The 21,096-nt window shown below is 31.4% G+C and carries 26 protein-coding genes; 24 read left to right on the top strand and 2 right to left on the bottom strand.

From position 1 onward, the window contains the following. Nucleotides 1-65 precede the first annotated feature (65 nt). The 10 genes from C3E89_RS06410 (at nt 66) to C3E89_RS06450 (ending at nt 6,112) form a co-directional block, all read left to right on the top strand. On the top strand, nt 66-500 hold the full coding sequence (locus C3E89_RS06410; RefSeq protein WP_236911638.1) for a restriction endonuclease subunit S: 435 nt from the start codon (nt 66-68) through the stop codon (nt 498-500). A gap of 295 nt (nt 501-795) precedes the next feature. Further along, nucleotides 796-1,359, top strand: coding sequence for a pyridoxamine 5'-phosphate oxidase family protein (locus C3E89_RS06415; RefSeq protein WP_236911639.1), 564 nt, complete (start codon nt 796-798; stop codon nt 1,357-1,359). Nucleotides 1,360-1,427: 68 nt separating this feature from the next. After that, nucleotides 1,428-1,778 carry a hypothetical protein gene (locus C3E89_RS06420; protein WP_236911640.1) on the top strand — a complete coding sequence of 117 codons (351 nt, stop codon included), beginning with the start codon at nt 1,428-1,430 and terminating at the stop codon, nt 1,776-1,778. Nucleotides 1,779-2,157: 379 nt separating this feature from the next. After that, nucleotides 2,158-3,033, top strand: coding sequence for a DegV family protein (locus C3E89_RS06425; RefSeq protein WP_236911641.1), 876 nt, complete (start codon nt 2,158-2,160; stop codon nt 3,031-3,033). Nucleotides 3,034-3,054: 21 nt separating this feature from the next. Then, nucleotides 3,055-4,074 carry a low-specificity L-threonine aldolase gene (gene ltaE, locus C3E89_RS06430; protein ID WP_236911642.1) on the top strand — a complete coding sequence of 340 codons (1,020 nt, stop codon included), beginning with the start codon at nt 3,055-3,057 and terminating at the stop codon, nt 4,072-4,074. A gap of 168 nt (nt 4,075-4,242) precedes the next feature. After that, entirely contained in the window at nt 4,243-4,398 is a 156-nt protein-coding gene (locus C3E89_RS06435; protein WP_236911643.1) for a hypothetical protein, read from the top strand. After that, a complete protein-coding gene (locus C3E89_RS13505) occupies nt 4,335-4,487 on the top strand; it encodes a hypothetical protein (protein WP_442870607.1) in 153 nt (50 codons plus the stop codon). Before C3E89_RS06435 ends, C3E89_RS13505 begins: the two co-directional genes overlap by 64 nt. Nucleotides 4,488-4,511: 24 nt before the next feature. Beyond that, nucleotides 4,512-4,862 carry a YdeI/OmpD-associated family protein gene (locus C3E89_RS06440; RefSeq protein ID WP_336512962.1) on the top strand — a complete coding sequence of 117 codons (351 nt, stop codon included), beginning with the start codon at nt 4,512-4,514 and terminating at the stop codon, nt 4,860-4,862. A 195-nt stretch (nt 4,863-5,057) separates the two neighbouring features. Next, nucleotides 5,058-5,669, top strand: a complete 612-nt coding sequence (gene wrbA, locus C3E89_RS06445) for an NAD(P)H:quinone oxidoreductase (protein ID WP_236911645.1) — start codon at nt 5,058-5,060, stop codon at nt 5,667-5,669. Between the two features lie 29 nt (nt 5,670-5,698). Beyond that, nucleotides 5,699-6,112, top strand: a complete 414-nt coding sequence (locus C3E89_RS06450; protein ID WP_236911646.1) for an FMN-binding protein — start codon at nt 5,699-5,701, stop codon at nt 6,110-6,112. Nucleotides 6,113-6,156: 44 nt separating this feature from the next. On the opposite strand, the gene C3E89_RS06455 is transcribed toward C3E89_RS06450, so the two are convergent. After that, a complete protein-coding gene (locus C3E89_RS06455; protein WP_236911647.1) occupies nt 6,157-6,606 on the bottom strand; it encodes a hypothetical protein in 450 nt (149 codons plus the stop codon). A gap of 167 nt (nt 6,607-6,773) precedes the next feature. On the opposite strand from C3E89_RS06455, the gene C3E89_RS06460 reads away from it, so the two are divergent. Continuing rightward, the gene (locus C3E89_RS06460) at nt 6,774-7,160 is read left to right on the top strand and encodes an iron-sulfur cluster assembly scaffold protein (RefSeq protein ID WP_236911648.1); all 387 of its coding nucleotides are present in this window, start codon (nt 6,774-6,776) and stop codon (nt 7,158-7,160) included. Between the two features lie 16 nt (nt 7,161-7,176). On the opposite strand, the gene C3E89_RS06465 is transcribed toward C3E89_RS06460, so the two are convergent. Further along, nucleotides 7,177-7,521, bottom strand: a complete 345-nt coding sequence (locus C3E89_RS06465; RefSeq protein ID WP_236911649.1) for a helix-turn-helix domain-containing protein — start codon at nt 7,519-7,521, stop codon at nt 7,177-7,179. 215 nt (nt 7,522-7,736) lie between these two features. Here C3E89_RS06465 and C3E89_RS06470 point away from each other — a divergent pair, with 215 nt between their 5' ends. From C3E89_RS06470 to C3E89_RS06530, 13 genes are all read left to right on the top strand, one after another. Further along, nucleotides 7,737-8,681 carry an ABC transporter permease gene (locus C3E89_RS06470; protein ID WP_236911650.1) on the top strand — a complete coding sequence of 315 codons (945 nt, stop codon included), beginning with the start codon at nt 7,737-7,739 and terminating at the stop codon, nt 8,679-8,681. Beyond that, complete coding sequence (locus tag C3E89_RS06475; protein WP_236911651.1) at nt 8,681-9,631, top strand: iron chelate uptake ABC transporter family permease subunit; 951 nt, start codon at nt 8,681-8,683, stop codon at nt 9,629-9,631. Before C3E89_RS06470 ends, C3E89_RS06475 begins: the two co-directional genes overlap by 1 nt. Next, nucleotides 9,628-10,383, top strand: a complete 756-nt coding sequence (locus C3E89_RS06480; protein ID WP_236911652.1) for an iron ABC transporter ATP-binding protein — start codon at nt 9,628-9,630, stop codon at nt 10,381-10,383. Before C3E89_RS06475 ends, C3E89_RS06480 begins: the two co-directional genes overlap by 4 nt. Nucleotides 10,384-10,420: 37 nt before the next feature. Next, a complete protein-coding gene (locus C3E89_RS06485) occupies nt 10,421-11,389 on the top strand; it encodes a siderophore ABC transporter substrate-binding protein (protein WP_236911653.1) in 969 nt (322 codons plus the stop codon). Between the two features lie 189 nt (nt 11,390-11,578). Further along, a complete protein-coding gene (gene treP, locus C3E89_RS06490) occupies nt 11,579-13,015 on the top strand; it encodes a PTS system trehalose-specific EIIBC component (protein ID WP_236911654.1) in 1,437 nt (478 codons plus the stop codon). Nucleotides 13,016-13,081: 66 nt separating this feature from the next. Then, the gene (gene treC, locus C3E89_RS06495) at nt 13,082-14,746 is read left to right on the top strand and encodes an alpha,alpha-phosphotrehalase (RefSeq protein WP_236911655.1); all 1,665 of its coding nucleotides are present in this window, start codon (nt 13,082-13,084) and stop codon (nt 14,744-14,746) included. Nucleotides 14,747-14,782: 36 nt separating this feature from the next. After that, nucleotides 14,783-15,493 (top strand): trehalose operon repressor, encoded by a 711-nt coding sequence (gene treR, locus C3E89_RS06500; RefSeq protein ID WP_005587825.1) that lies wholly within the window; start codon nt 14,783-14,785, stop codon nt 15,491-15,493. Nucleotides 15,494-15,596: 103 nt separating this feature from the next. Further along, nucleotides 15,597-16,328, top strand: coding sequence for an N-acetylmuramoyl-L-alanine amidase family protein (locus C3E89_RS06505; RefSeq protein WP_236911656.1), 732 nt, complete (start codon nt 15,597-15,599; stop codon nt 16,326-16,328). 129 nt (nt 16,329-16,457) lie between these two features. Next, nucleotides 16,458-17,144, top strand: coding sequence for a GntR family transcriptional regulator (locus C3E89_RS06510; protein ID WP_236911657.1), 687 nt, complete (start codon nt 16,458-16,460; stop codon nt 17,142-17,144). Nucleotides 17,145-17,236: 92 nt separating this feature from the next. After that, a complete protein-coding gene (locus tag C3E89_RS06515) occupies nt 17,237-18,406 on the top strand; it encodes a M24 family metallopeptidase (protein WP_236911658.1) in 1,170 nt (389 codons plus the stop codon). A gap of 116 nt (nt 18,407-18,522) precedes the next feature. Beyond that, nucleotides 18,523-19,089: a TRAP transporter small permease gene (locus C3E89_RS06520; protein WP_236911659.1), complete on the top strand. Its 567-nt coding sequence runs from the start codon at nt 18,523-18,525 to the stop codon at nt 19,087-19,089. Beyond that, nucleotides 19,086-20,363, top strand: coding sequence for a TRAP transporter large permease (locus C3E89_RS06525; protein ID WP_236911660.1), 1,278 nt, complete (start codon nt 19,086-19,088; stop codon nt 20,361-20,363). Before C3E89_RS06520 ends, C3E89_RS06525 begins: the two co-directional genes overlap by 4 nt. Nucleotides 20,364-20,390: 27 nt before the next feature. Further along, the coding region (locus C3E89_RS06530) for a M20 metallopeptidase family protein (protein ID WP_236911661.1) at nt 20,391-21,096 on the top strand (706 nt) is incomplete at its 3' end.

Genomic DNA, 21,096 nt, shown 5'->3' on the forward strand with positions numbered 1-21,096 from the left:
GAAGATAAATATTAATGTACAATAAACCAAGGGCAAAATGAAATATTATGATATTGGAAGTATTAGTGAGTTTTTGTCCAAAATTAAGGGGTCAATCCGGTGGTAAGTATATTACATCAGTTAATCAAAGGATTACTCCCGAAGGAGCTAAAAAGTCAGTATATTTAAAATCGGGTGCTTTAGTAATGAGCAATAGCATGAGTTTTGGGAAAGCTTACATTTTAGGTATAGATGGATGTATCCGTGATGGTTGGTTATCTTTTGAATTCAATAAAGATTATTTAGAGGCAGAATTACTTCAGTTCTTTTTAAGTGCCAGTTATATCGTGTTTGATAGAGTTGCAGTAGGAACGGGGGTTAGAAATCTAAATATTGATAGAGTAAGAACAACATTAATTCCCCTCCCACCCCTTGCAGAACAAAAACGCATAGTAGAAAAAGTAGATATGATTATGGGTATATTAGATAAACTTGAAAAAGAATTAATTATTAATATTTAAGAAAGTAATGTTTTATTAATCTAAATAAAAGAAATTAAAGGAGACATTAAATTGTTCAATAAATCATACTTATATACCAACATCATAAGTTTATTTACTTCTGATTGGTTTGCTGAATTAATTGAAAAGATTAGAAATAATAATAGCCATGATATTTCAAACAAACCTATACATGCTTTTTATCTTATCTCATTTCTCTCATTGAAGAACTTGGTTAGTTTAGAAAGAATATGAAGTAAGGGAATTAATGGCTTTTTATATATTAAAATAATATATTTTAAGGTAGGCGAAAATTATGAGAAGAAAAGATAGGGAAATGAATATAGAATTTGGATTAGAAGTTATAGATAAGTCAAGGTATGGTGTCATTTCAATGATTGACGAAGATAATGAACCTTATGGAATCCCTCTCTCCATAGTAAGAGATGAAAATATATTATATTTTCACTCAGCTATGGATGGAAGAAAGGTAAAGGTATTTAAGAAAAATCCTAATGTTAGTGTAGCCTTTATAGGAGAAACGAAAATTCCAGAAAACTATACTAAAGATGAATTAGATGAAATAGTAAAAGATGAATCTAAGGCAGTATTACTTATTAGCAGTGTTTTTACAACGGAGTATGAATCAGCAGTTGTAAAAGGTAAGATAAAGTTATTAGAAGATGAGGAAGAGAAAATTAAAGCTATGAAGCTTATATGTGAAAAATATACTCCGACAAAAATGGATTACTTTAATATAGCTATTAAAGCAGGATTAAAAAGGACTAATGTATATGGAATAGAAATAGAAGAAATTACTGCTAAAAGAAAGAAATATGATATACATGGTGAAGAAATGAAATGGGGTAGAATGGAGTAATTTGTCTATAATTTATGAAATGCAAAAGTGTGTAAATTATATAATGAATTAGAAAGGTAGGTTATAATATGCCTTGTGTTGCTGAATTTGGTATTATAGATAAATTTGAAAAAGATAAAGATTATTCTTTAGAGTATGAACCTAAAAAATATAGTTGCGTTGCTATTGGTGATGATATTTTAGATGATTGGTGGGATGAACTGGCTCTGCTAAGAACTTATTTTCACAGTTATAGTAGACCTAATTTTGCCCTGGCAAGATGGGGAGTTACCATTATTCCACCAGAATCATTGGAAGCTTTTTATAAAATAGTATCAACCGATAGGCGTTCTGAAACATCAAAGGAATTAACTGACTTAACTATGTTATTACAAAACGCAATTTCTGAAAATAAATATGTAATTCATTATGGAATATGAGTATATTTAACTCAGCAGCAATATTTTTATAAGACATATTAGAATTATACATCTAAACTATTCTTTACTTTGTCCCCATAAAATAAAGTTTTGCAGGAAACATGGTTTAAAAGGGATAGGGAAAGCCCTGTTAAACCATGTTTTTTTATTAAATTTTTAATTAGAAATTAGAGAAGAAAATAGATATAATTGTAGGGAGTAATAAATGGAATACGAATATAAGCTTATTGAAGTTCCATTAAAAGTTCGAATGCTGAAATTTGCAAATCAAAAATAGGGGAAATTAATAATTTAACAAAAAATCATATTATTTTATGATATATAATATATATGCTCTAGATTAAAATTCTTAATTCATTAAAAGGAGGCTCAAGTATGTATGAAGATAGTTATTATGACGGATTCTTGCTGTGATTTATCATATGATTATATTGAAGAAAACAATATTCATATTATACCCTTTACGTACCATATAGATGGAAAAGACTTTATTGATGATTTTGGTAAATCATTAGGATATAAGGACTTTTATAATAGAGTAAGGAAAGGTAGTATACCTACCACATCTCAAATAACCACCTATACTTTTGAAGAAAACTTTAGAAAGTTTACCTCTGAAGGTTATTCTGTAATTTATATTGGATTTTCTTCTGCATTGAGTTCAACTTTTAATAATGCAATTATGGCTAGAAATATATTATTAGAAGAAAATCCATTATTAGATATAACCATTATAGATTCAAAGAGCGCATCAGTTGGACAAGGAGCAATAATATTCTATGCATCTGAGATGGTAAAACAAGGGAAATCTAAAGAGGAAATAATTAATTGGATTGAAAATAATAAACTTAAAGTTAACCATTGGTTTGTTGTAGATAGTTTAGAGCATTTAAAGCGAGGAGGAAGGATTTCTTCAGCAAGCGCTGCAGTAGGTACTTTATTAGATATTAAACCCCTTCTCAGTGTGGACGAAGATGGGAAATTAAGGGTTGTAAAGAAGATTAGAGGTAGGAAAAAATCTATTAAAACCTTATTAGAAATATTAAGAAATAATATAATAAATCCAGAACAGCAAATGATATTTATTAACCATGGAGATTGTTTAAATGAAGCTGAATATTTGAAAGGCTTACTTTTAAGTGAATTAAAGGTAAAGGATGTAATGTTAAACTACGTAGGCCCTATAATAGGCACTCATACAGGACCTGGAATGTTGTGTATGGTTTTTCTTGGACAAGATAGAGGAAAAATATAAGGTAAAGAAAGGATGATGAGTATGAAATATATCGATTTAAGAAGTGACACTGTAACTCAGCCAACAGAAGAAATGAGACGAGCCATGTATGAGGCTGAACTTGGTGATGATGTATATGGAGATGACCCAACTGTAAATAGATTAGAAGAATTGGCAGCAGAAATGGTAGGTAAAGAAGCTGCTCTATTTGTTCCTTCTGGAACTATGGGAAATCAAATAGCCATTATGACTCATACAAAACTAGGAGATGAAATAATAGTTGGGGGAAACAGTCATATTGTCCAACATGAGGTAGGTGCTGCTGCTAGGTTATCAGGGGTAAGCTATTCAATAGTAGACAATCCTGATGATAGAATTTATAAAGAAGATGTATTAAAGAGAATAAGAACTGAAGATATTCACTACCCAGATACTGGATTATTGTGTTTGGAAAATGCTTTAGCTAATGGTACAGTATTATCTTTAGAAGAGATGAAGGACGTATATGAAGTTGCCCATGTCAATAATATACCAGTACATTTAGACGGAGCTAGAGTATTCAATGCTGCTACCTATTTAAAAGTAGAAGCTAAAGAAATAGCCCAATATACTGATTCGATAACCTTTTGTATATCCAAAGGTTTGTGTTCTCCAATAGGCTCATTACTCTGTGGTTCTAAAGAATTCATAAAAAAAGCTAGAAAGATGAGAAAGCTACTTGGAGGAGGTATGAGACAGGCAGGAGTTTTAGCAGCTTGTGGAATAATATCCTTAGAAAAAATGGTAGATAGACTTGAAGAAGATCATAAAAATGCTAAGTATTTAGCTAGAAAATTAAATGAAATAGAAGATCTATCTATTGACATGGACAAAGTTCAAATAAATATGGTGTTTTGCAAAGTAGATAAAGAAGATTTCAATTCCCATGAATTTACTAAAACACTGCTAGAAAAAGGGATAAAAATTAACGATGATGGAAATATAATACGATTTGTTACCAATAAAGATGTAAATAAAAAAGATATAGATTATGTAATTGATTGTATAAAGGAAATAGTTTAATTATAGGAAGGTTTAAGCAAATTGTAAACCTTAAGCTCTTTTTACTATTTATGCAAGCATAATTATTTTTCATAGAACACTGATTATTGCAATGAAACTAGTATCTGTTTTGTAATTATATTATACTTTACATATCCCCCATAGTGGGATATGTAAAGGGGGAATTTTATGTCTAGCATAGATAGAAGCAAATTTACTGATTCTAAACAACACATAGCAATTATATTCTCTTTAGCATTACCTGCTATCCTTGAAACTGTATTACAGGTCTTTATCGGTATAGTCATACATATTTTGTTGGTAAGCTTGGGACGGAGGCAATAGCTGCTGTAGGAGTTACAAATTTAGTTATGAATATTTATATCCCCTTTTTTACTGCAATCGGAGTAGGAATAACCGCATATCAGCAGTAAGGTCGGCCATTAATAATAAAGGTTATAGCAACTTTTGATGGTTGCGAATATCGTGGCTCATTAGCAAAAATGGGACATGACTGTCATATTCTTGGTATAACTCAAAAAATAAGGAGTATTATTGGAAAACAGCCTGGAGATATAGTTCATGTAGTTCTTAAACAAGATGATAGTCCTAGGGTTGTTGAAATACCAGAAGACTTTTCAAGATTACTTGAAGAATATGAACAAGCAAAAAAGTTTTTTAATAGCCTTTCTTATACAAATAAAAAAGCATATGTAAAGTGGATTACAAGTGCAAAGAAAGAGGAAACCCGGAATAAAAGACTTGAAAAGTCTATAAAAATGTTAGTAACAGAAGTAAAACATCCATAAATGAACAAAGAAGGTTGTCTTCTTTGTTCATTTTTATCATTAAAATAAACCTAAGACTAATCTTAATTTTAACATTAATTAATATGAATAAGTTATCTTTAGCAGGGTAATATCTTATATAAGTGGCTAGAATATTAAAAAGATTTATGAATAAACTTAAAATACATTGTACTTATTTAGAAAGGAGAATTTTTAATGAATAAAGTAAAATTAGCGATTGTATATTATAGTTCAACAGGGACAAATTATCAATTAGCAAAGTGGGCTGAAGAAGGCGCAAAGGAAGCTGGTGCTGAGGTAAGGGTATTAAAGGTTCAGGAATTAGCCCCACAAGCAGCCATAGATTCTAATCCAGCATGGAAGGCTCATGCCAAAGCAACAAAAGATGTACCAATAGCTACAAACGATGATTTAGAATGGGCTGATGCTATTATATTTAGTACACCAACCCGTTATGGAAATGTTGCATCTCAAATGAAACAATTTATAGATACTACAGGAGGAGTATGGGCTCAAGGCAAACTAACTAACAAGGTTGTATCTGCCATGGCTTCAGCAGGTAATGCCCATGGTGGTCAAGAGGCTACAATTAAAAGTCTTTATACAACTATGATGCATTGGGGAGCTATTATCGTTACTCCTGGTTATACTGACAAATCCATATATGTAGCAGGAGGAAATCCATATGGAACAAGTGTAACAATAGATCAAGATGGGAAGATGATAGAAGATGTAAAAGAAGCAGTAAAACATCAGGCAAAACGTACAGTAATGGTAGCAGAATGGATTAAAAAAGGAAGTAAATAGGGAAAGCAAATAAGAAAGGGGGGAAATTTGTGCGACGCATAACAAAGGTATTTTTGGCAATTTTAATAATAGCCTCATTGACAGTAACATTAACTGCCTGTGGTTCCTCTGATACATCTAATGAAGATGTAAGTTATAAGGATGGAACCTATGTGGGTCAGGGTGAAAAGCGAGAATTTGGATATGAGGAAGCTGAAGTTACTATAGAAGGTGGAAAGATATCCAATATAGTACTTAAGAGGATGACTCCAGAAGGCGATGAAGTTGACTATGAAGAGTGGACTGGTGAAGATGATAGGCCAAATTTAAAACAATTCAAAGAAGATTTAGCAAAAGAAATGATAGAAAAACAAAGCTATGAGGTAGATGCCATAGCAACGGCTACAGAAACTTCTCAAGGATGGAAAGAAGCAGTTAAAAATGCATTAGAACAAGCTAAATAGCATATAGTAATAGTGAGAAAGCAGTAGAATATTCTACCGCTTTCTCAATCCCTATTATCAATCTGGTCTATAGCTTTTTCTATAATAATATCTGCTCCTGATATAGCTTTATTTCTACTAACATTTGGATCTTCCAAAGTTCCACCCATATCTTTAATTATATCTTCTGCCCTGTTTGAATTATTATCCTTAGCTTCAACAAATACACAATAATTAAAATCTGTAATTTCCTCAAAGCCAGCCATACCACTGACCATAGGACTAGCTGCAGCCAAAGGAGAATTTCCCTTATCCACATTATCAGCTCCAGAATTTAGAACCAGATCAGCTAGACTTTCTCCACCAGCGGTTCCAGGCAAATCCGTCTTTACATCCCTATTTCCAATATAATGGTCATTAGCATCTACATAAATATTTTCAAAGCCAGATTCTTTAAGTTTGTTTACAGTTTCGTTAGCAGTTTTTAAATCTCCAAAAAAACCTTTAATCTTCACACCATCCCTCCAGTCCAATAATTTGATATATAATTATTATTTGTATTTAATTAAAAAATATCATAAAATTAAAAATTAAAAACTTGGAATACTATATAAGCTTAGCCAATAAAATGCTATAATTAATAATGGGATATTAATTATTATATAAATAGGAAGTGAAGATTATGTATTCTCAGTATTCTATTAAGGTAATTGAACATTTCATGACACCACAGAATGTAGGAAGTATGGTAGATTATGATGGGAAGGGTACTTTTGGCGATCCGGGATGTGGGGATTCTTTAACCATATATTTAAAGGTAAAAGATGATATTATAGAAGATATATCCTTCTTAGTTTTCGGGTGTACAGCATCTGTAGCAACATCCAGTATGACCACCGTCCTTGCTAAAGGGAAAACTATAAGGCAAGCAATGGAGATAGAAGAGGAAGATATTGTTCAAGCATTAGATGGGTTACCAGAAAATAAACTCCATTGTTCTAACCTTGGAGTACAAGCTTTACGAAATGCAATTAAAGATTATTTAAACAAAAAAAATGAACTGGGATAAAACCCAGTTTAATTATTTATGGTGCAAACTGATTCCTATACTTTAAAGGAGTAACTCCAGTAATCCTTTTAAATGCAATATTATAATAGTTTTGATTGTTATAGCCTACAGAAAGTGCTATTTCTAGAAGAGATAAGTTTGTATGAACCATTAACTCTTTACTTTTTTCTACCCTTATCTGATTGACAAATTGGGAATAAGTTTTTCCCGTTTCCCTTTTAAATAGATGACTAAAATAGCTTTTATTCAATCCTAGATATTTGGCCATATCATTTAAACTTAAAGGTTCATTAAAATTATCAAAGATATAATCTATAGCCTTTCTTATGTGAAAATTATGTATTTCGTTCTTAACTTCCATATCCTATAAACACCTCCTTAGCTATAATTTTAAAAATCACCTAAATTTAGTTATAAAAAAACAAATATATTTAATATTTGGAAAGGATTAGATGGTATACTACAAAAGTGATAACAATTCTCATTATCACTTTTTATTATTATACTAAAGATTAAACATTTTTGCAAAGTACTAGGCAGATAATATTTGTAATCCATACATGGTCAGGAGGTCTTATGAAAAACAGACATTTAATTTTAATGTTATTTATCTTTTCAATAATATCAATATTCATTGGGGTTAAGGAAGTATCTATATCAGATATATACCATTTAAAAGTGGATAAAATAGAGATACTTTTTTTAAGTAGAATACCTAGGCTTATTAGCATAATAGTAGCAGGAATAGGAATGAGTATCAGTGGCCTTATAATGCAGCAAATAACACAAAATAAATTTGTTTCCCCAACAACGGCTGCCACTATAGATTCTGCTAAATTAGGAATTTTAGTCTCCCTTATACTATTTTCTACTCAAACCACTATTATTAAAATGCTAGTTTCCTTTTTATTTGCTTTGGGGGGGAGTCTTTTATTTATGGAAATCTTAAGGAGAGTAAAGTATAAGAATACAGTAATCATACCCCTTATTGGTATAATGATTGGGAATGTTATTGATTCTATAACTACTTTTTTTGCATATAAGTACGATTTAGTGCAGAATATATCTTCCTGGTTACAAGGGAATTTTTCTATGGTTATAAAAGGAAGATATGAATTATTATATATTAGTCTTCCACTAGTGCTAATAGCTTTTTTATACTCTAATAAATTCACCTTAGTTGGTATGGGAGAAGATTTTTCTACAAATTTGGGATTAAACTACAATAGGATGGTAAATCTAGGGGTTACCATTGTAGCTTTAATCTCATCTATAGTGGTAATTACAGTAGGAAAAATTCCTTTTTTAGGTCTTATAGTACCCAATTTAGTTAGTATGTACCAAGGAGATAATCTAAAGAGAAATATTTTACCTACAGCTTTATTTGGTGCTATATTTCTTTTAATCTGTGATATTATAGCTCGAACAGTAATTTACCCCTATGAAATATCTATAGGGCTTACCGTTGGTGTAATAGGAAGTTTTGTTTTCCTCTATTTACTTATTAGGAGGCATAGATAATGGGATATAAAAGGAAAATACACTTTATCAGTATTTTATTGATAGTACTAGTAATACTTTTTATCATAATAGGATTAAATGAAAATAATTGGCGATATGCTTTATCTAGACGTATACCTAAAATAATAGGAATTATACTAACTGGAAGTTCTATAGCTTTTTCTTCTGTAGTATTTCAAACTATAACCAATAATCGAATATTAACCCCAAGTGTACTTGGGTTAGATTCCTTATATATATTTATTCAGACTTTCATAGTATTTATATTTGGTTCCAATGCTTTAATAAGGATAAGCCAAAGATTTAACTTTATACTAGCTGTTGGGTTTATGGTAATATTTTCAATAATATTATTTAAACTTCTTTTTAAAAGGGAAAATAACAATATATTCTTTTTACTCCTTTTTGGGATGGTTTTTGGAACTTTTTTTCAGAGCCTTTCGTCCTTTATGCAGTTTATAATAGATCCAAATGAATTTATGGTAGTGCAAAACAGGATGTTTGCAAGCTTTAATAATATGAATTCCAATATCCTATGGTTAGCTTTGGCTGGAAAAGCATTTACGATGATCTATACTTATAGATTTTTACCAAAACTAGATGTACTTTCTTTAGGTAGAGAAAATGCAATTAATCTGGGGGTAGACTATGACATGATTGTAAAAAACATGCTTATTGTCATATCCATACTGGTATCTATATCTACAGCTCTAGTAGGTCCAATAACCTTTCTAGGGTTATTAGTAGTCAATATTACCCGCAATTTTTTAGATACCTATAAACATAAATATTTAATCTTAGGCTCAATGCTGATAAGCTCCATTACCTTAGTTGGTGGCCAGCTAATTGCTGAAAGGATAATGAATTTTTCCACACCTATAAGTGTAGTTATCAATTTTGTTGGGGGGATTTATTTTATACATATATTATTGAGGGAGGGAAAGATGTGATAGAAGTAAAAAACCTTATTAAACAATATGGAAATAACAGAGTTGTTGATGATATCAGCTTTAAATTAAAAAAAGGGAAGATTACATCCTTTATCGGGCCTAATGGGGCAGGAAAGAGTACCTTATTATCCATAATGAGTAGGATTATGGATAAAAATGGAGGAGAAATCTTTATTGAAGGGAAGGAAATTAGTCTTTGGGATAATAAAGAACTGGCTAAAAAGATATCCATTTTAAAGCAAACAAACCACATAAATATAAGGCTTACCATTAGGGATTTAGTAAGTTTTGGACGTTTTCCCTATTCCAATGGCAAACTTACACCGGAAGATTGGGAATATGTTGATAAAGCTATCGAATATATGCAATTAGAAAATATCCAAGAAAGGTACTTAGACCAATTAAGTGGTGGCCAAAGACAAAGGGCTTATATAGCCATGGTTATAGCCCAGGATACAGAATATATCCTTTTAGATGAACCCCTTAACAATTTAGATATGAAACATTCAGTAGAAATAATGAAAACCTTAAGGCGGCTAGTTGATGATCTAGGCAAAACAGTAGGCATAGTTGTTCATGATATTAATTTTGCATCCTGTTACTCCGATTATGTTGTAATTTTAAACAACGGAAAGATTGCAAAGGAAGGAGGAGTTGATGAAATAATAAACAAGGAAATTTTAGAAGATATTTATAAAATAGAATTTAGTATTCAGGATATAAAGAATAACAGAATTTGCGTTTATTATTAATTTCTATTTCAAAATATTAAAGAAAAGAGGTATAAAAATGAAGAGAAGAAAAATAACAATTTTAATAACCATATTTACAATATTTGTATTAGCCGTTACTGGGTGTAGATCAAAAAGTCAAGAAGTAAATACGGAAACTTCAGAGCCCCAAGCTGAGTTGGAAAATGAAATAATAACTATTGAACATAGTCTAGGAGAAGCAATAGTAAAGAAAAATCCAAAGAATATAATAGTATTCGATTACGCTACATTGGATACTTTAGATAAAATGGGAGTTGAAATAATAGGGTTACCTAAATCCAATATTCCAACTTTCTTAGAACAATTTAATGATGATAAATATGAAGATGTGGGAACTCTATTTGAACCTAATTTTGAAAAAATATTTGAATTGGAACCGGATGTTATATTTGTTTCTGGTAGACAAGCGGAGGTATATGATGAGCTTGCTAAAATTGCACCTACTGTATACTTAGAAGTAGATGGAGCTAATTACTTAGACTCAGTTACTAAAAACCTAAATATTCTAGGAGACATCTTTGATAAGAAAGATTTTGTGGAAAAGGAATTAGCTGAATTGAATAAAGAGGTTGAAGAGATAAATACAAAAGTAAAAGAAATAGGCGGTAATGCTCTAGTTGTATTGGCTAATGATGGAGCTATTAGTGCCTATGGAGAAGGTTCAAGATTTGGCATAGTTCATAAAGAATTTGGATTTGAACCAGTAGATAAAAACATAGAAGTTAGCAAACATGGTCAAAATATTACCTTTGAATATATATTAGAGAAAAATCCAGACTTTATACTTGTTGTAGATAGAGCAGCTACAACTGGTGGCAGTGTAAGTGCAGAGCAAATATTCGATAATGAAATAATTAAACAAACTAATGCCTATAAAGATGATAAAATCATATATTTAAGTTCTCAAGTTTGGTATGTAGCTTCAGGTGGACTAGGTGGAACTAAAATAATGATAGAAGATATACAAACTGGTCTAGGAAAATAAAAATTTTAAATACCTTTTTAAACATTAGTTTAAAAAGGTATTTTTTATAACGAGTAGGAAAGTACAAGACTAATATTTATTCCCTTGACAAACTTGTACGTACAGGATATACTATAAATAATAGCACTTGTACGTACAGGAGCAAAAGGTTTTCCCAATATTTGGTTTAAAAATTAAGGGGGTAATAATATGTCTAAATTTACCAATGATATTCATCAGTTGATAGAATATATCGGAGGTAAGGAAAACATTGTAAACGTGTCCCATTGTGCTACACGATTACGCTTCGTATTAAAAGACCCTAAGAAGGCAGATATAGACAAAATCGAAGGCATAAAGTCTGTCAAAGGATCCTTTACACAAGCAGGTCAATTTCAGGTAATAATCGGAAATGAAGTATCTACATTTTACAATGAATTAATCCAAATCGCAGATATAGAAGAAGCTACGAAGGAAGACACCAAAGTTGCAGGTAGACAAAACTTAAATCCTTTACAAAGATTGGTATCCCATTTAGCAGAAATATTTGCTCCAATTATTCCCGCTATTGTAGTTGGAGGACTTATACTTGGTTTTAGAAATATAATTGGAGATATAAAGATGCTAGAAGGTGGAACCAAAACTTTAATAGAGGTTTCTCAATTTTGGGCAGGGACCCATCATTTCCTATGGCTAATAGGGGAAGCTATATTCCATTTCCTACCTGTAGGTATTACTTGGTCTATAGCTAGAAAAACTGGTACTACACAAATATTAGGAATAGTATTAGGAATTACTTTAGTATCTCCCCAGCTATTAAATGCTTATGGTGTAGCAGGTGGAGCAGAAATACCAGTTTGGGATTTTGGCTTTGCTCAAGTGCAGATGATAGGATACCAAGCTCAAGTTATTCCAGCTATGTTAGCAGGATATTTACTAGTATTCCTAGAGAAGAAACTGCGTAAAGTAGTTCCAGAATATATTTCAATGATAGTAGTGCCATTTCTATCCTTGGTACCTACTGTATTAGTAGCCCATATAATATTAGGACCAGTTGGTTGGAAAATAGGTACAGTTATATCCAATGGAGTTTATGGTGGACTAACTTCTACACTTAAATGGTTATTTGCAGCTTTGTTTGGATTCCTATATGCTCCTTTAGTTATTACAGGACTCCACCATATGACCAATGCAATAGATTTACAATTGATGAGTGAATTTGGCGGTACAAACCTATGGCCTATGATAGCTTTATCCAATATAGCCCAAGGTTCTGCAGTTTTAGCTATTATATTCCTAAATAAGAAGAATGAAGAAGAAAAGCAAATATCCATACCAGCAACTATATCCGCTTATTTAGGGGTAACAGAGCCCGCCATGTTTGGAATAAACCTAAAATATAGTTATCCATTTTTAGGAGCTATGATAGGGTCAGCATTGGCATCCATATTCTCTGTAGGAACGGGGGTTATGGCTAATTCCATAGGTGTTGGAGGATTGCCAGGAATACTTTCCATTCAACCTCAGCACATGGGTAAGTTTGCCATTGCCATGCTAATAACTATAGTAGTACCCTTTGGATTGACCATGATATTATCTAAGAACAAGAAATGGGCAAATAAGGAACTAGCTAAACATAAAGGATAAAAACTAAAAGAAGGAGCTAAAACCTCCTTCTTTTTTAGATACAATATATGAAGGAGAGAACTTACTATGATAGATTTCAAAAAAACTGTAATATATCAAATATATCCAAAATCCTTTAAGGACTCTAATGGAGATGGAATTGGAGATCTGAAAGGAGTTACAGAAAAAATCCACTATTTAAAGGAGTTAGGTGTAGACTATATCTGGCTTACACCATTCTATGTATCTCCTCAAAAAGACAATGGCTACGATGTAGCAGATTATAGAAATATAGATCCTAAATTTGGAACTATGGAAGATTTTGAAGAGCTGGTGAAGATAGCCGAAAAAAATGGAATAGGGATTATGTTAGATTTGGTTTTTAACCATACATCTACTGAACATAAATGGTTTAAAAAGGCTTTAGCTGGAGATGAAGAATATAAAAATTATTATATATTTAGAGAGCCTAAAGATGGCAAAGAGCCTACCAATTGGTTATCTAAATTTGGAGGCTCTGCATGGGAATATGTTGAGGAATTTGATGAATATTATCTCCATCTATTCCATAAAACCCAAGCAGATCTTAATTGGGACAATCCAAAGGTAAGAAAAGAAGTATATGATATAGTCAACTTTTGGATAGATAAAGGAGTTAAAGGCTTTAGACTAGATGTCATAAATCTAATATCTAAACCAGATGAATATAAAGATGACCTAGAAGGAGATGGCAGAAGGTTCTATACCGATGGACCTAGAGTTCATGAATATATAAAGAAATTAAATAAAAATACCTTTGGTTCCAGGGAAGATATAATTACAGTAGGGGAGATGTCTTCCACGGATATTGAAAACTGTATCAGGTATTCAAACCCTAAGGAAAAAGAATTATCCATGGTATTCAATTTCCACCATTTAAAGGTGGATTATAAAGACGGAGATAAATGGTCTTTAATGGACTTTGACTTTATAGAATTGAAACGGATATTAATCCATTGGCAATTAGGTATGGAAAGAGGCAATGGGTGGAATGCCTTATTCTGGTGTAACCACGATCAACCTAGAGCTATATCCCGGTTTGGTGATGATGGAAAATATCGAGAAGAATCGGCTAAAATGCTGGCCACTGCTCTCCATATGTTAAGAGGAACACCCTATATATATCAAGGTGAAGAAATAGGTATGACCAATCCCTATTTTGATGAAATAGAAGACTATAGAGATGTGGAATCCATCCAATATTATCATATATTAAAGGATAAAGGTATAAGTCATGATAGGATAATGGCTATTTTACAATCTAAATCTAGGGATAATGCCAGAACTCCTATGCAATGGAACTACGAGGATAATGGAGGATTTACTACAGGTAAACCTTGGATTTCTATAAACTCTAATTATAAGGATATAAACGTGGAGAAAGCATTAAAAGATAAGGATTCTATTTTTTATCATTATAAAGAATTAATACGACTAAGGAAGGAATACAATATAATTTCTCATGGAAGTTTTATACCCCTTTATGAGGAAGATGACCAAATATTTGCATATATGAGAAGTTATGAAGGAGAAAGGCTCCTAGTAATAAACAATTTTTATAAAGAAGAGACCATATTTGAATTGCCTAAAAAAATAGATTTAGAAGGTTCTAAAATAAAGATATTGACTTCCAACTATAAAGATTCTAGTGAAGATATTAAAAATTTAATTCTAAGACCTTACGAATCTATAGTATATCATATTGAAAAATAATTTTGGTAATGGTACTATTAATTAAGGTGATATAGAATGGAAGTTAAATATTTAAGCATTTATAACGACATAATGGATTCAATAGAGAATAAAATAATTAAACCTGGAGAGAAACTCCCCTCTGAAAATGAACTAATGCAAAAATATGATGTATCAAGGGATACAGTAAGAAAAGCCTTAGATTTATTAGAAGGTAATGGCTATATCCATAAGATAAAGGGGAAGGGTTCTTTTGTATTGGATATAGCCAAATTAGATTTTCCTATAACGGGAATAATAACCTTCAAAGAACTATCTGAAAAAATGGGAGTAAGCTCTAAAACCATAGTCCATGAATTAGATCTTATTAAACCAGATAAATTTTTAGTGAAAAAATTAGAATTATCTAAAGAAGATTTAATCTGGCGGGTTATAAGGGCTAGAGAAATCGATGATAAAAGGATAATTTTGGACAAGGATTATTTTAACAACCGATATGTGCCAAGTCTAACTAAGAAAGTATGTGAAAGTTCAATATATGAATATTTAGAAAGGGATCTAGGTTTAACTATTGGATTTGCTAAAAAGGAAATAACAGTACAACAAGTGTCCAATGAGGATAAGGAATACTTAGACTTAGAGGATTATAATATGGTTGTAGTGGTTAAGTCTTATACCTATCTAGATGATATGAGTTTATTTCAATATACTGAATCCAGACATAGACCAGATAAATTTAGGTTTATTGACTTTGCAAGGAGAAAATGAGATAGGAATAAAAATCTCTTTTTTCCTTTTTTTGTTCTATAATATTTGAAGATAAAATAATTATATAAGTAAGTATAATACAATTCTTATATAGGGTGGGGAAATGAATAGAAAGCCTAGTATTTATCTAATCAAATTAAATAGCAAAGTTTTAATTTTAATGGCCTTGATATTATTTTTAATTATTGGGATAACAATTTTCAAGAGCTCTAAAGTTCTAAAAATATTTAGTTATAGGACTAAAGAAACTATTGTAATAGATCCAGGTCATGGAGGTATAGATGGAGGTACTGGTGATCCAAAAGATATTCTAGAAAAGGATATTAATCTTGATATTGGATTGAAACTAAAAAAAGAATTATTAGTTGAAGGATTCAACGTAATTATGACGAGAGAAAAGGATGAATCCCTAGAACATTTGAGTGATATTAATTCATCCAGATATAGACGTGATTTAAATGCAAGAAAATCCATAATAAATAATAATGAGCCTTTAGTCTATGTGAGCATACATGTTAACTCTAGTAAAAGCCCTTCAGCCAGAGGTGTAAAAGTATATCATTTTCCAGACTCGGAAGAAGGCAAAAAACTGGCAGAAGCAATAGCAGATTCAGTAGATACATACTTATATGAAAAATTATTAAAAGATGATAACTTAATATCTGAAGTATTATCAGAAAATTTCTATATACTAAGGGAAGCTAAATATACAGGAGTATTAGTTGAAGTAGGATTTATAACCAATCCAGAAGAAAACAGATTATTAAAAGACGACAAATATAAGGAAAAATTAGCATATTCTATAAAAAAAGGAATACTTGAGTATTTAAAATAAAAAATTTAAAATATTTTTAAAAAAAGTTTAAAAAAAAGAAGGATTTTCGAGACAAATAAAGAATATTATTATATAATAATATTGTCGACAATAGACAAACGACTCTAGTAAAAAAAGGGAGTTGATAAAATGATACAAAAACAAGAATATATGAAAAAGAATCTAAGCGATATAGTTGTAGAATATATTACCCATAAGATTTTAACTGGCGAATATAAAGAGGGAGATCGTATTGTAGAATCCAAGGTTGCACAAGAATTAAGCATAAGCAGAGCCCCAGTAAGAGAAGGAATAATAGAACTCCAGAACCAGGGATTGATAAAATATATACCAAGAAAAGGTAACTTTATTACAAGAATGACAATGAAAGATGTAAAAGAAGTATTTGATATTAGACTTTTACTAGAAAATAGCGTTATTGAAATACTTATAAATGAAAAAAAATTAACAAAAGAAGATTATAATAGATTAGAACAAATTATTGAAGAAATGATGGAAATTGCTAGATTCGAAGGAGACATTCAAGAAAAGATAATAGAAATCAACAAAAAAGATATAGAATTTCATACATTTTTATGGGAGAAATCCGATAGTAAAAGAAGGGTAAAAATCCTTACAGATTTGATTATACAGCTTCAATTAGCAATGGTAATAGATACCCAATTAACTGGAAATTTAGAGACCACTGTAAAAGATCATTATGATATTGTCAAGTTTCTAAGAGAAGGAAATATTGAACAATCTAAGAAAGCGTTAAGAGATCATATAATAAGTTATAGAAAAGGAAGCTTTGGAAAAGAAATTTTTATGATATAAATAATCTAATATATAAAGGAGGGAATTTACAACCAAAGACTGTCGACAGTAGACAGTAATAATCAATTTAATTTTAGAAGGGAAGGGTCAAAATGTTAAATTTCACAGTTGAAGAGTACAAAGAAAGAACTTTAAACACTAGAAACAAAATGAGTGAGTTAGGATTAGATGTTTTAATCGTTACTGATCCCGCTAATATGAATTATCTTACAGGATTTGATGGTTGGTCATTCTATGTCCATCAATGTTTAATAGTAATGGCAGATCGAGAACAACCTATCTGGGTAGGAAGAGGCCAAGATGCTAATGCTGCAAAACTTACTACTTGGCTAGATGAAGGAAATATACGAGCATATACTGATGATTATGTTCATTCATTAGTAAAACATCCTATGGAATTTGTTGCTGATATAATAATAGAAAAAGGTTATGATAAAAAGACTATAGCAACAGAAATGGATGCTTATTATTATACTGCTAAATGCCAAGAAAGGCTAGAGGCTAAGTTACCTAATGCAAGGTTTAAAGATGGAAATCTATTGGTAAGTTGGATAAAGATTATTAAATCCGATGCTGAAATTGAATATATGAGAAGGGCTGCAAGAATTGTGGAAAAAGGTATGCAGACAGCCTATGATTCAATAGATGAAGGGGTTAGACAATGTGATGCTGCTGCAAAGGTTTACCAGGCTCTTATAAGCGGAACTGAAGAATATGGTGGGGATTATGCCTCTATAATTCCATTGATGCCAGCAGGGGTAAGAACTTCTACTCCCCATTTAAGTTGGACTGACGAACCCTATAAAAATGGTGATACAGTAATATTGGAGCTGGCTGGAAATTATAAGAGATATCATTGTCCTCTTTCTAGAACATTAATAATAGGAGAAGCTCCTCAAAAGGTAAAAGATTTAGCAGCTGTTGTAGTTGAAGGTCTTACAGAAGCACTAGAATTTGTCAAGCCTGGAGTTACCTGTGAAGAAGTTGAAAGGGTCTGGGCTAAGAGTATTGAAAAAAGTGGATTTATTAAGGATTCACGAATTGGATACTCAATGGGACTTAATTATCCACCAGATTGGGGAGAGCATACAGCAAGCTTAAGACCTGGAGATAAGACAGTATTAAAACCAAATATGACATTCCATATGATACCTGGAATATGGCTAGATGATTGCGGTGTTGACATTAGCGAATCCTTTAGAGTTACAGAGGAGGGATATGAAGCATTTACAGGATTCCCAAGAAAACTATTAGTAAAATAGTATTTAATTCTTATAAATCCTATGCAAAAACTGACTAGTTTGAAGCAAGGATAAGATATTTAAACCTTGCTTCAAACCAATAATAGAAACCTTCATACAAAAGGGAGGAATTGATAATGAAGAAAAAAACATCATTTGGAGATGTCATATGTAAGATAGAAGAAATTTTATTAAGTTATTCCGTTATACTTATGGCAATAATATTGATAGGAAATGTTATAAGTAGAACAATCTTTCAAAAAAGTTGGTCCTTTGCAGAAGAAGTAGGACAAACTTTAGTTATAATCACTACTTTTATCGGAGTTGGCTATGCTGCAAGAAAAAATAAACATATAAGCATGTCAGCAATCTATGATATGCTTCCAGAAAAAGTTCAGAAAGCATTTATGCTAATTATTTCAAGTGTTACCTCTATAAGTTTATTCTATCTTTCCTATCTTTCTATTCAATATACAAAGAGGGTTAAAGAACTAATGAGAGTAACACCAGCTTTAAGAATACCTATGTATTTAATATGTGGTTTAGTATCCATTGGATTCATAGTAGGGGGAATAGAGTACTTAATAACTTTTATTAACAATATTAAGAATAAAGAAATATATTATTCCTCTGAAAAACTAGATAGTTCTATAGAGGAAGATTTAACAACTTCCAATTCATCATGTGGGAGGGATAATATATGATAGGCGTATTATTAAGCATTATGGTAGTTTTACTACTTTTAGGTTTTCCACTAATGATACCAATGATAGTTGCACCTATTGTAGCTTTATTAATATATTTTCCAAATGTATCACCATTTTTGCTAGTTCAACAGCTTATAGCAGGGGTATCTCCTTTTGTACTACTATCTGTTCCCATGTTTATCCTTGCTGCTGATATTATGAGTGCAGGACAAACTTCTAAAAGACTTCTAGATTTTGTTCAGACTTTTGTAGGCCATATTCATGGAGGCATGGCAATTACCACAGCAGCTACTTGTACATTATTTGGAGCTATTTCGGGTTCAACTCAAGCTACAGTTGTTGCTATAGGAAAACCAATGAGAGATAGATTATCAGAAATTGGTTATGAAGATAAGGATTCATTGGCATTGATAATTAGCTCTGCTATAATTGCATTATTAATACCACCTAGTATTTCCATGATCATGTACGCCGTGGTAACTGGTGCATCTGTAGGAGATATGTTTATAGCTGGTATAGTTCCAGGATTACTAATATTACTATTTTTCAGTGTATATAATTATCTTTATTCAAGAAAGCTTAACATACCAAGAAGTGAGAAGGTTACATGGAAAGAAAGGGGAGCATCCTTTAAAAAAGCCATTGGGCCATTGGGATTTCCTATAATAATATTTGCAGGTATATATTCTGGGTTTTTTAGTCCAACGGAAGCAGCGGCTGTATCAGTTTTATATGCATTAATATTAGAAGTATTTGTTTTTAAAACCTTAAAAATAAAGGATCTACCAAATATAGCTTTATCTACTGCAGTAGTAACAGCAGCTGTATTCATACTTGTTGCAGCTGGACAGGTATTTTCATGGACAATTTCCTATGCAAAACTTCCACAGATTATTTCTACATCCTTGCTAGGAACAAATCCATCGGCTTTAAAAATTCTTTCTATGGTAACTATATTTTTCTTCATTGGATGTATGTTTGTAGACTCATTAGTTGTTATAATAATATTAACACCTATATTTTATCCATTAGCTGTACAAGCAGGGATAGATCCAATACATTTAGGAATAATAGTTACATTGCAAGCAGCAATAGGATCTGTGACACCACCTTTTGGATGTAATATATTTACTGCCTGTGCAGTATTTGATAAAAAGTATATGGAAGTTGTAAAAGGTTTAGCACCATATTTAATAATGCTAGTAATAATATCTATATTGATAATTGTTTTCCCTCAGATTTCATTATTTTTAGGAGGTTTAGTATCTTAAGGGAAGCTAAAAAATAGAGGTGATAAAATGTTCGATATAAAAAAGGAAATTGAAAAATTAAATGATGAGCTAATTGGCCTCAGAAGGGATTTTCATATGTATCCAGAATTAGGGTACCAAGAATATAGGACCTCAAAAATTATCCAAGAATACCTTAACAATTGTGGCATTGAGACCCAAATAGTATCAAAAACAGGGGTAGTAGGTATTTTGAAAGGTAAAAAAGAAGGAAAAACCCTTATGCTTAGAGCAGATATGGACGCCCTTGCTCAAAAAGAGGAAACAGAGGTAGAGTATAGTTCAAGAGAAGAAGGTAAAATGCATGCTTGTGGTCATGATGGTCATATGGCAATGCTATTAATTGCAGCTAAGATTCTATCTAAACATAAGGACCAAATAAAGGGTATAGTCAAATTTGTATTCCAACCAAATGAAGAAGAAGCAGGAGCATTAGATATGATAAATGAAGGAGTACTAGAAAACCCCAAAGTAGATGCAGCCTTCGGCATCCATTTATGGTCACCTGTAGAAAGTGGAAAAATAGGGTTAGTAACAGGACCTATAATGGCAGCCAACGAAGAGTTTGAAATAACAATAAAAGGAAGAGGTGGGCATACATCTGCACCTCATACTGCTACAGATCCAATATTGGCAGCTTGTGCAGTAGTCCAAGGATTACAATCGATCCAAACAAGAGAAATAGACCCTTTACTACCAATTACCATAATGGTAG

The organism is Clostridium sp. Cult1 (assembly GCF_021655095.1).
Lineage (GTDB): Bacteria > Bacillota > Clostridia > Tissierellales > Tepidimicrobiaceae > Schnuerera.

Bases quoted from the DNA above. Each gene is read 5' to 3' on its own strand.
- C3E89_RS06415 (WP_236911639.1), top strand. From the start codon at position 796: ATGAGAAGAAAAGATAGGGAAATGAATATAGAATTTGGATTAGAAGTT.
- C3E89_RS06420 (WP_236911640.1), top strand. From the start codon at position 1,428: ATGCCTTGTGTTGCTGAATTTGGTATTATAGATAAATTTGAAAAAGAT.
- C3E89_RS06425 (WP_236911641.1), top strand. From the start codon at position 2,158: ATGAAGATAGTTATTATGACGGATTCTTGCTGTGATTTATCATATGAT.
- ltaE (WP_236911642.1), top strand. From the start codon at position 3,055: ATGAAATATATCGATTTAAGAAGTGACACTGTAACTCAGCCAACAGAA.
- C3E89_RS06435 (WP_236911643.1), top strand. From the start codon at position 4,243: ATGTCTAGCATAGATAGAAGCAAATTTACTGATTCTAAACAACACATA.
- wrbA (WP_236911645.1), top strand. From the start codon at position 5,058: ATGAATAAAGTAAAATTAGCGATTGTATATTATAGTTCAACAGGGACA.
- C3E89_RS06460 (WP_236911648.1), top strand. From the start codon at position 6,774: ATGTATTCTCAGTATTCTATTAAGGTAATTGAACATTTCATGACACCA.
- C3E89_RS06465 (WP_236911649.1), bottom strand. From the start codon at position 7,521: ATGGAAGTTAAGAACGAAATACATAATTTTCACATAAGAAAGGCTATA.
- C3E89_RS06470 (WP_236911650.1), top strand. From the start codon at position 7,737: ATGAAAAACAGACATTTAATTTTAATGTTATTTATCTTTTCAATAATA.
- C3E89_RS06475 (WP_236911651.1), top strand. From the start codon at position 8,681: ATGGGATATAAAAGGAAAATACACTTTATCAGTATTTTATTGATAGTA.
- C3E89_RS06485 (WP_236911653.1), top strand. From the start codon at position 10,421: ATGAAGAGAAGAAAAATAACAATTTTAATAACCATATTTACAATATTT.
- treP (WP_236911654.1), top strand. From the start codon at position 11,579: ATGTCTAAATTTACCAATGATATTCATCAGTTGATAGAATATATCGGA.
- treC (WP_236911655.1), top strand. From the start codon at position 13,082: ATGATAGATTTCAAAAAAACTGTAATATATCAAATATATCCAAAATCC.
- treR (WP_005587825.1), top strand. From the start codon at position 14,783: ATGGAAGTTAAATATTTAAGCATTTATAACGACATAATGGATTCAATA.
- C3E89_RS06505 (WP_236911656.1), top strand. From the start codon at position 15,597: ATGAATAGAAAGCCTAGTATTTATCTAATCAAATTAAATAGCAAAGTT.
- C3E89_RS06510 (WP_236911657.1), top strand. From the start codon at position 16,458: ATGATACAAAAACAAGAATATATGAAAAAGAATCTAAGCGATATAGTT.
- C3E89_RS06515 (WP_236911658.1), top strand. From the start codon at position 17,237: ATGTTAAATTTCACAGTTGAAGAGTACAAAGAAAGAACTTTAAACACT.
- C3E89_RS06520 (WP_236911659.1), top strand. From the start codon at position 18,523: ATGAAGAAAAAAACATCATTTGGAGATGTCATATGTAAGATAGAAGAA.
- C3E89_RS06525 (WP_236911660.1), top strand. From the start codon at position 19,086: ATGATAGGCGTATTATTAAGCATTATGGTAGTTTTACTACTTTTAGGT.